Origin of the sequence: Pseudoalteromonas 'SMAR' (genome assembly GCF_048515945.1) — a bacterium.
Classification (GTDB): Bacteria; Pseudomonadota; Gammaproteobacteria; order Enterobacterales; family Alteromonadaceae; genus Pseudoalteromonas.
On record NZ_JBLWMW010000047.1, the window covers coordinates 16,966 to 29,471 of the forward strand.

The 12,506-nt window shown below is 43.6% G+C and carries 15 protein-coding genes, 1 tRNA gene and 1 pseudogene; 12 read left to right on the forward strand and 5 right to left on the reverse strand.

The features are described 5' to 3' along the window. Positions 1 to 16: 16 nt before the first annotated feature. Both ACNKW2_RS16415 and dsbB read right to left on the reverse strand, forming a co-directional pair. The gene (locus ACNKW2_RS16415; RefSeq protein WP_419149530.1) at positions 17 to 328 is read right to left on the reverse strand and encodes a hypothetical protein; all 312 of its coding nucleotides are present in this window, start codon (positions 326 to 328) and stop codon (positions 17 to 19) included. Positions 329 to 335: 7 nt separating this feature from the next. Next, positions 336 to 851 carry a disulfide bond formation protein DsbB gene (dsbB, locus tag ACNKW2_RS16420; protein WP_419149531.1) on the reverse strand — a complete coding sequence of 172 codons (516 nt, stop codon included), beginning with the start codon at positions 849 to 851 and terminating at the stop codon, positions 336 to 338. 538 nt (positions 852 to 1,389) lie between these two features. Here dsbB and ACNKW2_RS16425 point away from each other — a divergent pair. From ACNKW2_RS16425 to ACNKW2_RS16465, 9 genes and pseudogenes are all read left to right on the forward strand, one after another. Then, positions 1,390 to 1,881 (forward strand): hypothetical protein, encoded by a 492-nt coding sequence (locus tag ACNKW2_RS16425; RefSeq protein ID WP_419149532.1) that lies wholly within the window; start codon positions 1,390 to 1,392, stop codon positions 1,879 to 1,881. Between the two features lie 127 nt (positions 1,882 to 2,008). Continuing rightward, positions 2,009 to 2,356, forward strand: a complete 348-nt coding sequence (locus ACNKW2_RS16430) for a hypothetical protein (protein ID WP_419149533.1) — start codon at positions 2,009 to 2,011, stop codon at positions 2,354 to 2,356. Positions 2,357 to 2,514: 158 nt separating this feature from the next. Beyond that, the gene (locus ACNKW2_RS16435; RefSeq protein WP_005483180.1) at positions 2,515 to 2,769 is read left to right on the forward strand and encodes a type II toxin-antitoxin system Phd/YefM family antitoxin; all 255 of its coding nucleotides are present in this window, start codon (positions 2,515 to 2,517) and stop codon (positions 2,767 to 2,769) included. Then, on the forward strand, positions 2,762 to 3,031 hold the full coding sequence (locus tag ACNKW2_RS16440; RefSeq protein WP_419149535.1) for a Txe/YoeB family addiction module toxin: 270 nt from the start codon (positions 2,762 to 2,764) through the stop codon (positions 3,029 to 3,031). The genes ACNKW2_RS16435 and ACNKW2_RS16440 overlap by 8 nt, the downstream gene beginning before the upstream one ends. Before the next feature lie 131 nt (positions 3,032 to 3,162). Continuing rightward, a complete protein-coding gene (locus tag ACNKW2_RS16445) occupies positions 3,163 to 4,014 on the forward strand; it encodes a hypothetical protein (RefSeq protein WP_419149536.1) in 852 nt (283 codons plus the stop codon). A gap of 98 nt (positions 4,015 to 4,112) precedes the next feature. Next, positions 4,113 to 4,408, forward strand: a pseudogene (locus ACNKW2_RS16450) (IS3-like element ISAma2 family transposase); the annotation flags it as partial. 280 nt (positions 4,409 to 4,688) lie between these two features. Further along, positions 4,689 to 5,186, forward strand: a complete 498-nt coding sequence (locus ACNKW2_RS16455) for a hypothetical protein (protein ID WP_419149537.1) — start codon at positions 4,689 to 4,691, stop codon at positions 5,184 to 5,186. Positions 5,187 to 5,776: 590 nt separating this feature from the next. Beyond that, the gene (gene fadR, locus ACNKW2_RS16460; protein WP_336566858.1) at positions 5,777 to 6,490 is read left to right on the forward strand and encodes a fatty acid metabolism transcriptional regulator FadR; all 714 of its coding nucleotides are present in this window, start codon (positions 5,777 to 5,779) and stop codon (positions 6,488 to 6,490) included. 286 nt (positions 6,491 to 6,776) lie between these two features. Next, positions 6,777 to 7,382, forward strand: coding sequence for a peroxiredoxin C (locus ACNKW2_RS16465; protein ID WP_336566857.1), 606 nt, complete (start codon positions 6,777 to 6,779; stop codon positions 7,380 to 7,382). Between the two features lie 235 nt (positions 7,383 to 7,617). Here the strand turns inward: ACNKW2_RS16465 and ACNKW2_RS16470 are convergent, their stop codons facing one another. Together ACNKW2_RS16470 and smrB are read right to left on the reverse strand one after the other, a co-directional pair. Then, complete coding sequence (locus ACNKW2_RS16470; protein ID WP_419149538.1) at positions 7,618 to 7,857, reverse strand: hypothetical protein; 240 nt, start codon at positions 7,855 to 7,857, stop codon at positions 7,618 to 7,620. Between the two features lie 344 nt (positions 7,858 to 8,201). Next, the gene (smrB, locus tag ACNKW2_RS16475) at positions 8,202 to 8,753 is read right to left on the reverse strand and encodes an endonuclease SmrB (RefSeq protein ID WP_336566855.1); all 552 of its coding nucleotides are present in this window, start codon (positions 8,751 to 8,753) and stop codon (positions 8,202 to 8,204) included. A 95-nt stretch (positions 8,754 to 8,848) separates the two neighbouring features. Between smrB and prmB the strand changes: the two genes are divergently transcribed. Beyond that, the gene (prmB, locus tag ACNKW2_RS16480) at positions 8,849 to 9,784 is read left to right on the forward strand and encodes a 50S ribosomal protein L3 N(5)-glutamine methyltransferase (RefSeq protein WP_419149541.1); all 936 of its coding nucleotides are present in this window, start codon (positions 8,849 to 8,851) and stop codon (positions 9,782 to 9,784) included. A gap of 48 nt (positions 9,785 to 9,832) precedes the next feature. Next, positions 9,833 to 10,930 (forward strand): chorismate synthase, encoded by a 1,098-nt coding sequence (gene aroC, locus ACNKW2_RS16485; protein WP_419149539.1) that lies wholly within the window; start codon positions 9,833 to 9,835, stop codon positions 10,928 to 10,930. A 115-nt stretch (positions 10,931 to 11,045) separates the two neighbouring features. Here aroC and folD read toward each other — a convergent pair whose 3' ends face one another. Next, positions 11,046 to 11,900: a bifunctional methylenetetrahydrofolate dehydrogenase/methenyltetrahydrofolate cyclohydrolase FolD gene (folD, locus tag ACNKW2_RS16490; protein ID WP_419149540.1), complete on the reverse strand. Its 855-nt coding sequence runs from the start codon at positions 11,898 to 11,900 to the stop codon at positions 11,046 to 11,048. A gap of 420 nt (positions 11,901 to 12,320) precedes the next feature. Here folD and ACNKW2_RS16495 point away from each other — a divergent pair. Continuing rightward, a tRNA-Pro gene (locus tag ACNKW2_RS16495) sits at positions 12,321 to 12,397 on the forward strand. The last annotated feature ends 109 nt before the right edge of the window (positions 12,398 to 12,506 follow it).

The following is a 12,506-nucleotide window of genomic DNA, read 5'->3' on the forward strand; positions in this document are numbered from 1 at the left end:
ACCCGTAAGCGAGCAATTAGTTTTGCTCGCTTTGCAGTTCATTATATTGCTGCAGTGCTTCACCAAGCTTTGGCTTGGCAAAGAAGATTTCTACAGGTGTGGTAAATAAAGGGTAGACTAAGCCTGCTACCAGTAACACGGGTAACAATACCCACCCTTCAAATATGGCCAAAGAGGCGAAAAAAGGAGTGAGCAACAACAGTTTGGCAATTCTTAAAATGACCTTCGTTTTGCTATCGAGTAAGCTCAGTGCAATTTGCAGCACTTGCTGTTTTGCTCTTAGCTTAAGGCCATTAAGCTGTGAAAGTTGACTTAGTCTGAAAACCATAACGTATCTATACCGCTTTTTGTTTAGTGAAGTGGAACAGTAAAAAGAAAATAAACACTACGCTGTAGGCGGCAAAAATGATCTCCATCCAACCTGGCATAGACAGCCCCATAAACGACCAATCAATGCTGCCGCAGTCGCCAGTTGCCGCAAAAAAGCTCGGAAACCATTGATGTAATGGCATAAATTCAGGAAAGTTCGGCACAAAATCACAGGTAAACGCAAACGGGTCGGTGGTGGTTTGCATGGCAATGTGTTCCCGCGCTAACAAGTATCCCCAAATGCTGCCTACGCCCCAACTGATAAATGCCACAGAGCGCACCACAAATGAGCGTGGCGCCAACAGGCCAACCAAACCGGCAGCGAGAATACCCAGCATGGCAAAACGCTGATAAATACACATAATGCATGGCTCTAAGCCCATACCATACTGAAAATACAGTGCCGTTGCTTCAAATAGCGCAGCACTGAGTGCAAGTAATCCCCACGACTGTCGGGATAAATGGAAGGTAGAAATTTGCATAACTGGAAGCCCTTTTTTTGCCATATTATGCTTTATCAGCTGCTATCAGAGCAAGCGCAGAGGTGCTATTCTCGTTTGCAACTTAAAAAGTAGGGGGTTGTCTTGTCTCCGCCTTAAGCAAAGGTCGAAGATCAAGGCCGTGAGGTTACCTCAATACGGGATAGTGTTTGTAAACATATGGAAGTCGAACTTGCTCAAATATAAATCACTAAAAATACTGCACCAGACAAATTTTTCATTGTTTGGTTAGCATGTAATCTACGATTGAATTTAAAAATGGAGAGCGCGTTTTCATCATCATACCTTTGGATTCTTATCTGTATATATACATTTTGGTTGCATTGCCCCCATAGTCAAGAAAACGAGCAAATGGGACGTTTTCTACTTTTTGTTAAAAGTTGGTATTGCTAAAAATAATTATTTAGCAATAAGTTAAGATGTATGATAAAACTGGTTCAATCAGATAAACGACCCAGCCAATGGTAGAAAAACGACCCGCTGGGTCGATATTAAATTGTTAGGTGCTATGGAGTATAAAATGGATTTTCATACACAATCTGACATTCAACCTTCGTTTAGACGAATCGATGAAATATTTGCTTCAAAGGTCTTTCAGCCAGAGGCTGATCGTAACCCATTATTTCAGTCCGCGCTTATTGAGTTACTTATACGCATAAGAGATTTAATGGCAAAAACCAAGAAGTACGCTAAACCAGTATCTTTTTCTGATGACATTATCGTCTCCGATAAAGTGAAAGATGTTTCTGATGCCATTAAGTATGTAAGAGATGCTGTTTGTCACATAGATTCTGATAATCATAACCATGATGAAGTGAATGCGCGCTTGAGCTTTAATACCGCATTTGGGAAATGTAACTTTATGAAAATCGGTGACCTGGAGCTTAAATCAGAGTATGACGATGATGTCTGTTTTTTCTTTGGGTCACAAAAGCTGTATTTATATAGGCACCTGGAAAGAGCATACAAAGAAGCAAGGGTACATTTGGAGCCTTTATTAGCCCGTGCATAACAAACCACTATAGTCACTCGCTGGCGCTCGTTGGGACACAAACACGCAGGCCCCCTTCGCTTCGCTCCGTATTATAGCCTGCGTATTTGTGCCCCTAAGTGGGGTGTTAGCTGTATAGGGTATTTCTATGAAAATATGGATATTGTTTTTTCTTTCTAGTATTTCTTTTTTGGGGTATGGCAATAGTGCTCCCACAGAAAACAAAGGCGTAACCCCTGTAATCAAGGCCATAGAGTGTTTGAGAAACATCCCTGATAGTGAAATAGCAAATCCTGAACATACTATCTCTAAAGAATTATCATTAATGACTAGTGTTATTGAGAACATAACCCTTGAACTTGGGACAAACACTAGCGAACAAAAAGAATTTAGAGAACTATATAAAGTGGCTTTTAAGCACTGCCCAAAAGAAATAGCAGACCTTAAGGTGGGGTATAAAAATACAGCTAACAAGCAAATTAACCAGGGCAAATAACAGTTGGCTTTTGCTTCTGCGTCGCTTATTTTAACCAACTGTAATTTGCCCATTATTTGGGTGTTAGTTGCCTTATCAATATCACCTGTTCAATTTACTGTACAAGTAGAGTGGTGAAGACTATACTTGTTCCATTAAATGTACATGTAGAGGTTCTTATGAGAATCGTATCTTTTACTGAAGCTAGAAATGGTCTGAAAGCTGTTTTGGACGGTGTCGTTAATGACGCTGATACAACAGTGATTACACGCCGTGATTCTGAAGATGCTGTGGTTATGTCTTTAGATTACTACAACAGCCTTATGGAGACAGTTCACTTACTACGCTCTCCCCAAAATGTTGAACACTTAAATCGTTCGATAGCTCAGTACCGTGCTGGTAAAACAACAGCACGAGAGTTAATTGATGAGTAGTAATCAGCGTATACTGTCGTGGACTGATGACGCTTGGGGTGACTATTTATATTGGCAAACTCAAGACAAAAAAACACTCAAGCGCATCAACAAACTTATCAATGACGTTAAGCGCTCTCCATTTGAGGGCATCGGTAGACCAGAGCCGTTAAAAGAGAACTTATCCGGTTTTTGGTCTCGTCGTATTGATGACACTAATAGGCTTGTTTACGCAGTTGATGATCAAGCGATAACCATAATTTCGTGTCGTTATCACTACTAAATTAGGTTCAGCGAACTGGCATCTAACAAAGCATTAAGAGTGATTCGCAACGCTTTGCGGTTTCGTTTCGCTCAAGTATAGCCAAGCGCCGCTCACACCATAATGCGGCGTTAGAGTTCGGCAGGAAGCTCATGCAAGAATTCAAGCTCGACAAAAATTACATAACGTTAATGAAAGTATGCTTAGTAGTTTTTATAGCATTTTTGGCGTTAGGATTTGCTTTGCCTTTCCTTCCTGACGAGAACGAAGGAAATCCAAATGGCACACTCATGACTACGGCAATGTGTACAGTAGTCTTTGGGTTCTTTTCAATTATTACATGGCGTACTTTAAAAAAGCTACCATTTGCAGACGTTGCAGTTAATGATGACGGAGTTTGGTATATACACATCGGAAAAGAGAAAGGACTAGTAGCTTGGGAGAAAGTCCATAAAGTAAAAGAAAGAGCGTATATGCAGCGTCTAGAACTGCTGGGCACCGACAACAAAGAATTGCTTAGAGTTGAATATCAATTACTGGGGTTTGAGATGCTCCGTGAAGTATTAAATGAAAAGGCTGGTGCGCAAGACAAAGATCTTGACCAGTCCAGCTTCTCTAAAGGGCCGCTTTACCATTTTTTTTATTTGGCCTGTGTAACCGGATTTTCTGTATTAGGGCTGTATGTAGGGAAAAATGGAAATCCTCTATTGGGCTATGGTGCGATGAGTGTTCTAATTGTCTTTATCATCCATGAATACCTAGTAACCGCAGCGGGCGTCAAAATCACTGGCAATAGTATTAAGGTGGTATATCCTTTCAGCAAAAGAAATATTCCATTAGACGATATTGAGGATGTTGTCATTAGTGATGAATTCCACAAAGGCAATCGAATACCAGAAGTTTGGCTAATAACCAAGAATGCAAAAAAGCCATTTAAGTTGAAGCAGCTTGGTGCTGACTCTAATCTTTTATATAAGAGCCTAAAGAGGGCTGCAAGATTATGAGTCAAAGGCCCTTTGACAAAGCGCTGTTGCCGGAAAAGTTTTCCGCTGCGCTCCAAATGTGCCGCAGAGCGCGGCGCTACCATAGTCTGCTTCTGGCACTCAGCTTAGAGAACAATGCGATCAAGGAACTCTTTGCAAAAAAGGGCTGGTGACAGCAGACCGACGTAGTTGTGTAAGCACTTTGGTTGAAGCTGGCCTGAGTGTTGTAAAGTCATGCTGATTTGTAGGGCTCAGCCGCTCAACCTATTACCGCCGAGAGCGGGACTGGCGTTATGCAGACGCTGCTGTCATTAATGCAATTAAAGAGGTACTTGAAAAGTCTCCACAAGCTGGCTTCTGGAAATGTGTAGACTGAATAAAATTTAAAGGGTATCCGTTTAACTGTAAGCGTATTTAGCGCGTGTATTGCTTAATGTTTATTACTACAAGGTAAAGGCTACAAATGGGCAGTTGATGAGTCGCCATTGGCGATATGCTTAAACAAAAATATACAACACCAGATACTCCTAAGACAACACGTTGTACTGAATTTGCAGCAATATTGAAGCAATTTGGAATAAATGGCTTATAACAAGTTAATTAAACCGTGGAAGCAAAACAGCAGGCTTGCGCTCATTCTTTGCTTAGTTTAGCCTGCTATTTTTCGACGTTTATTAAGGCGTTAGTTCGCATCTATGAAGTTTAAAGATCTTAGTCAGAATACAGTAGCCAGTCTTTTTTTCAGCGCAATGATGGTATTCATCGTTGCTTTTAATAATGGTATTCCCAGCTACGATGAACTTGAGGAAGTCACTGGCACATTAGAATGGTTTGAGGCCAAAGGCAAAAATAAAGATACTTTACGCTTTAAATTAAACGAACATGGGGAAAGTTTCGTTTATCACTCAGTAGCAGGTTCAATCAGTGCCGTTCAGTCAGCACTAAACAAAGAAAGTGCAAAGTTAAAAGTTCTGTATGACCCTAATGATTCAGATTCAGCCATCTGGGAATTTCGGACTTTTCACCCTGTATATCAAATTGTGAGCGACAATCAGTTAGTAAAGAGTTACCGGTCAACAGCAGCAAAATATAATACTAATGTTAGCCTCGGATATTGGCTTTTAATTGGTGGTTTAATTGCTTCTTTGTTTTTTTTAGCCTTGGATTGGGAAATCAGCAAAAATGCGAACTAACAAGCCAATCAACTCACTCACTTCGTTCGCTGGGACGCATACACGTGGGGCGGCTGCGCCATTATGCCCCACATGTCTGTGCCCGCTATTGGAAAGCTACAATAGCCTGCTTCTGGCACTCAGCTTTCCTTCATCTGTAACTCATTTCAGTCCAAATAGGAGTTAGGTTCAGCCTCAGTTATGTTGGCTTTATCAGTCTTTAATGGAATACCTTAATAGCTCAAATTGGCACATAAGCGGCCACCAAGCTCAACTAAAGCGAATTGTTGCAGTAGAGTAAGGTTATTGCGGTCTCGCTCTAAATGGATTCAGTTCTTGCCTCTCCCAGCATATTGAAACAGTGAGGCTCAACCACTTATTGCTAAATTGTCATTAACCTATAAAGATAAATGGTTCTTCACTATTCAAACCCCCTTTATAGGAGTAGGTACAACCTTACGGGGTGTAATAGTCTTACCTATAATGTGTGTGATCATTCTTGCACTGAGTGGATTTGTGGCTTGTTAGTTGAGCTTCATCTGGTACAATCAGTGGATTAACAAGCACAAACTGCCAATAAAGGCATTGATGTAATAATAAAGTGGTGTGAGATGAGAATTTTCAAAGCCAAGAGCCCAGCTGGATTTGCTGAAGAATATATTGTTGAGTCAATTTGGAACGGCGAATTCCCTCCGGGATCTATCCTACCTGCTGAGCGCGAGCTTTCTGAACTCATCGGTGTAACCAGAACGACCCTACGTGAAGTGCTACAGCGTTTAGCGCGTGACGGCTGGTTAACCATTCAACATGGTAAGCCTACCCGAGTGAATAACTTCTGGGAAACTTCCGGGCTGAACATTTTGGAAGCATTGGCACGGTTAGATGAAGATAAAATGCCAGAGCTTACCGATCAGCTGTTATCAGCTCGCACTAACATCAGTGCTATTTATACCCGTGCAGCGATTAAGCTAAACCCACAGCGCGTGATTGATATTTTATCTAAACACGCAGAGCTAGAAGACACCGCGGAAGCGTTTGCTGATTACGACTACCAAGTTCACCATGAACTGGCTGGAGCCGGGCAAAATAAAATTTATGTGCTTATTTTAAACGGTTTTCGCGGTCTGTATTCGAAAATTGGTTGCCATTATTTCTCAGATCCAAGAACGCGAGAGTTGGCACGGCAGTTTTACATCGACTTAACGGCATTGGCAGAAAATCGTGAGCACGATGGTGCCATTTCCTTGATGCGTAAATACGGTCATCAGTCAGGTGAAATCTGGCAACAAATTCGTGGCGATATGCCCGAAGACATCATGGATTAAACACCTTAAAAAAGGCTTCTTCAGGAAGCCTTTTTTGATCCTCAAAGCAACCGCAACTATCACCATCGAAAATATAGATTAGTGCTATCGCTTAATTCGATTGTTAATTACCGCGCTAGCCCAATAAACTAACCGCAGTTTTTGCACTGGTGAAATTTACACTGGAAAGATGCTTTTTCAGGGTTGTATTTTATAGCCAGTATCACCATATCTTGAACATCAATGTTTTGTGTCTTTTATAAACATAAAACAAGATTGGAAATAAACCTAACTATTGGAGATAAAAATGGGTGTATTAGTAGGCCGCAAGGCACCAGACTTTACAGCAGCAGCAGTACTTGGTAACGGTGAAATCGTAGACAGCTACAACCTGCACGAGCGTATTAAAGGTAAAAAAGCGGTTATTTTCTTTTACCCACTAGACTTCACGTTCGTTTGTCCTTCAGAGCTAATTGCATTTGATAAGCGTTATGAAGAGTTCCAAAAGCGTGGCGTTGAGGTTATCGGTGTATCAATCGATTCTCAGTTCTCACACAACGCTTGGCGTAACACTCCAGTAAACGAAGGTGGTATTGGCCCAGTTAAATACGATCTAGTTGCTGACGTTAAACACGAAATCTGTCAAGCGTACGACGTAGAGCACCCAGAAGCTGGCGTTGCTTTCCGTGGTTCATTCCTAATCGACGCTGAAGGCGATGTTCGTCACCAAGTAGTGAATGACCTTCCACTAGGTCGTAACATCGACGAAATGCTTCGCATGGTTGACGCACTAGCATTCCACGAAGAGCACGGTGAAGTATGTCCTGCTGGTTGGACTGAAGGTAAAGCAGGTATGGACGCAAGCCCAGAAGGCGTTGCTAAGTTCCTATCTGAGAACGAAGGTTCACTATAATTCACATCACCTAAGTGACTGAATAAACAAAACCCGCCAATTGGCGGGTTTTTTGTCAACTTCACGCCGACAATCAGGGTAATCTTTGACTACTAGGCAACCTTGCCTACTTTAGCGAAGGTGACACTAGTGCATGTTAACGAGTTGCCCTAACGATTTGATGAGTTGGATGCTCACATAAGCAGCAATTAAACTGATCACGGGGGTGGCCAATAGACTCATAAACGTTAATTCATTAACCATTATCATCTTCCTTCTTCACTGCTACTTTTTGTTCGTTGGTGAATGCTGATTTCACAGCTGCCTTAGTATCGAGTTTAAGCTCTTCTAGGTTGCTGCGAACTGTTTCTGCAATGGCCTCAGAGACCTTGGCTTTTACTTCCGAAAGTACAGAGGTGTTCACTTCGTTAGCACTGGCACTCATGCTGGCTGTTAGGATTACTGTGGTCATTGTTAGTTTCGCTAAAGTGTTCATGATTCGTTTCCTTTAATTTGTTAGTCGCAGTAACTATTACAAAGGTTGTGCCAATCACGAGATATTTTTTAATTTATTGAAATTAAACAGAAAGATATTCTCTGCGAGGGAGAGGGGTAAACCTAGTTAGTGAAATTAACCAGCCTGAATTAGTGATTAAGCTAAAAAGTAGCTATTTTGGTTAAGCGAATATTCAGTATTACGTTAAGAGCTGTGGGATAAAGTAACTAGGCCAATCATTGTGGCGCAATAGGGGAGTGTGGTTGTGGCTTCAAAAGTGGTGCATACCAATGCGGTATAAATATTTATAAGTGGTTTTTAAAATGACGCTTATGTTGGCCGGGTTAGCGGCCAAAGCTGGGGTCTTCTGGTAAGTCGATAAGAATAAGTAAAGCCCCGCGGCCACCGTATTCAAGCGGTGCCTGGTGCATTGCTAAGACATCAGGGTGCTGTACTAAATACTGCGGTACTTTATGCTTTAAGGTGCCGCCACTGACGCCGTGAACCACGCAAGCGCAATAAATATGTTGCTTTTTGCAGGCATGAACCAGCGCAGCAAGCTCTTGTTTTACCGTTTCTTTGTTGAGACCGTGCAAGTCTAAAATCAGCTCTGGGGCATAGTCACCACGGCGCAGTTGTTTTGCCAAGTAGCGATCGGCACCAGGCTTTACATAATTAACGGTGCCAGCGGTATCGATGTCTGGAATGTACTCATCGGAAAAGTAAAACTCAGATTGCTGTTGCTTAGCTTGCTGCTTGAGCTCAACACTGGGCTTTTTCTTCGCTTGTTTAAGTTGCACCTGATCTTGCTTCAGCGGCTTGACCCCCGCGAGAGACTCGCGGAACATGGCGAAATCGTCGCTGTGCTCAGGATTATGTTGGGATTCTTTACTCATCGGGCTATTTTAAATAAAAAAAGCGTAAAAACCTAGCTTAAAAAACGCTACAATGACGCAATATTGTTTGATAGCAGAGAATCACTATGACACAGATGTCACAGCCGCTGATCAGTGCAGAAACGGCCGATGAGGCAATGCAAGATCTTCATACCATCCAAGACTGGGTGAGGTGGACCGCGAGTCAGTTTGTCAGTAATGACGTTTTCTTTGGTCATGGCACCGATAACCCGTGGGACGAAGCCGTTAGTTTAGTGCTACCGGTATTACACATGCCAATAGATGCACCCAAAGAGATCATGCAAGCCCGGCTTACTCAAACAGAAAAAAACACCCTGATTGAGTTTATTAAAGCACGTATAGAGCAGCGCACTCCTGTGGCTTACTTAACCAATCAAGCTTGGTTTGCTGGCATGCCTTTTTATGTTGATGAACGCGTATTGGTGCCGCGTTCGCCGTTTGCCGAATTGATAGCCAAGCACTTTGCTCCTTGGGTTGCGTCGCCAAGCAAGGTAACTCGCATTTTGGACATGTGTACTGGCTCAGGCTGTATTGCTATTGCCTTAGCTAAGGCGTTTGAGCGAGCTCAGGTGGATGCCGTAGACATCTCTTTTGAAGCGCTAGAAGTGGCGGATTTCAATATTAACCAGCACATGATGCAAGACCGAGTATTTGCCATACAGTCAGACGTTTTCAGTGGTGTCACAGGGCAAAAATACGATTTGATTGTAGCCAACCCTCCTTATGTTGATGCTGAAGACATGGCCGACTTACCCGATGAATTTCATCACGAGCCGGAGCTGGGTTTGGCGTCTGGAGAAGACGGCCTCGATGTGACCAGAGCCTTGCTACAACAAGCGGCAGATTATTTAACGGATGACGGTTTGTTATTTGTCGAAGTTGGTAATTCTATGGTACATATGGAGCAGCAATTCCCTGGTGCCCCATTGACTTGGCTGGAGTTTGAGCATGGCGGCCTAGGCGTTTTTGTGGTATCAAAACAACAGCTACAAGAATACTTCGCAGATTAATAGTAGGCGTTTGCCTACTATTGTATTTTTTTGGAATGAGGAAAAACAATGGCAGGCAATAGCATTGGCCAATTATTTAAGGTCTCGACCTTTGGCGAGAGCCATGGTACGGCGCTTGGTGGCGTTGTCGATGGTGTGCCCCCTGGGCTGGAATTGAGTGAAGCCGACTTACAAGTTGACTTAGACCGACGTAAGCCCGGGCAAAGCCGCTACACCACACAACGTCGCGAAGGCGATGAAATCAAAATTCTATCAGGGGTTTTTGAGGGCAAAACAACCGGTACCAGTATCGGACTTTTAATCGAAAACACCGATCAGCGCTCTAAAGATTACTCCAACATTAAAGAGCTGTTCCGTCCAGGCCATGGTGACTACACCTACTGGCATAAATACGGCTTTCGTGATTACCGTGGAGGCGGGCGCTCTTCCGCCAGAGAAACCGCAATTCGAGTGGCTGCGGGTGCCATTGCAAAAAAATACCTCAAACAAGTCCATGGTATTAGCGTTCAGGCTTGTTTATCGCAACTGGGTCCCATCGCCGCAGAAACATACGATTGGCAAGCCGTCGAAACGAACCCATTTTTCTTTCCCGATGAGTCAAAACTTGAAGCATTAGACGAGTACATGCGCGCGCTTAAAAAAGCCGGGGACTCGGTTGGCGCCAAAGTGAAAGTGGTCGCAAAGAATGTCCCAGTGGGACTAGGGGAACCCGTATTTGATCGTCTTGATGCCGAAATCGCCCATTCTTTAATGAGCATTAACGCGGTGAAAGGCGTCGAAATTGGTGATGGCTTTGATGTGGTCGAGCAAAAAGGCTCTGAGCATCGCGATGAATTAACCCCAGAAGGGTTTACCTCTAACCATGCTGGCGGAGTATTAGCTGGCATTTCCACCGGTCAAGATATCATTGCCTCAATTGCACTAAAACCGACCTCGAGTATTTCAATCCCGGGGCAGAGCATTGACGTGCATAACCAACCGCAAGAAGTGGTGACCAAAGGCCGTCACGATCCGTGCGTTGGCATTCGTGCTATTCCCATTGCAGAGGCCATGCTGGCGATCACCTTAATGGATCATTTGTTGCGCCACCGTGGGCAAAACCATGGGGTTGAGCTTGCAACCAAGCCTATCCCTGGCAGTATTTAATAGCTTATTAGGTATAAAAACGCCGCGGCTAAATATGTGATTTAGCCGCGGCGTTGTATTTTAAAGATGAGAAAAAGCCGAGTGGCGGGTGTCGTCTTTGACACCCAACTGCGTATTAGCTGTGGTATTTTTCACACGCTTCTAGGGTGTTTTCAATTAAGCTGGCTACTGTCATTGGGCCGACACCGCCAGGCACTGGGGTAATAAAGCTCGCATTTTGCTCAGCTACATCGTATTGCACGTCACCAACCAACTTGCCAGACTCTAAACGGTTAATACCGACATCGATAACGATAGCGCCTTCTTTAACCCAGCTGCCAGGAATGAACTCAGGCTTGCCTACCGCAACCACAATAAGATCGGCGCGACGAACATGGGCTTCGAGGTCTTTAGTGAATTTATGACACACGGTAGTGGTGCACCCGGCTAACAGTAGCTCCAGCGACATTGGGCGACCAACAATATTAGAGGCGCCAACCACGACCGCGTGCATGCCCTTATAACGAACACCAGTAGAGTCTAATAAAGTGATAATACCTTTAGGTGTGCAAGGACGGAGGGAAGGCATTCTTTGTGCTAAGCGCCCAACATTGTAAGGATGGAAACCATCCACGTCTTTATGCGGGTCAATGCGTTCCAGTACCTTCTCGGCATCGAGGCCTTCAGGTAGAGGAAGCTGTACTAAGATGCCATCCACCTCAGGGTCACCATTTAGTTGGTCGACTAAATCCAGTAATTGCGCCTCGCTGGTGTCGCCTGGTAAGTCAAATGACTTAGAGACAAAGCCGACTTCTTCACAAGCCTTGCGTTTAGAACCTACATAAACCTGGCTGGCAGGATCTTGTCCAACTAGCACTACAGCTAAGCCTGGGGCTCTCAAGCCATTAGCTAGTCTTTGTTCAACACGCTTTGCCACAGTAGAACGAACTTGTTTCGCGATAGCTTTGCCATCAATGATGTTTGCCGTCATGATTGACCTATATTAAGGATAAAAAACTTGAACGATAATAGAGCCTTTAAATTCCACATTACAAGCAAAACACGCATTTGGCGTATATTGCAGAGTAAAACAGAAATAAAGTGGGGTTGCTCTTGTTAATTTTGCCTCGTTTCGGCATGAAAGGAGGACATTTGCCCGCTATTTTCGCAAAAAACCGCCCAGCAGCCAAGCAAGCTGTGCCAAAAAGCGCAAGATTTACTTATAACAATGGCCAATTGTGGCTGAAATTTAACTAAGTCAGCTGTTTTATCAACAATTTGGGGTAAAATTAGGCAGTTGAAACAAAAACTAAAAAAAATATTTGACCTGCTAAGGGCAAATCACTATTATGCACCCCGTTGCCAACGAGGACAAAGCGAAACAGCGCTTTATGGTTCTCAAGGTCAATGTCGGCGATTAGCGCAGTTTGGTAGCGCACTTGGTTTGGGTCCAAGGGGTCGCAGGTTCAAATCCTGCATCGCCGACCACTTTTTTAAAATAAGATTTAGTAGCATCTAGATGTTTACTCGAGTTTGCGCCCTTAGCTCAGCTGGATAGAGCAACGCCCTTCTAAGGCGTCGGTCGAAGGTTCGAATC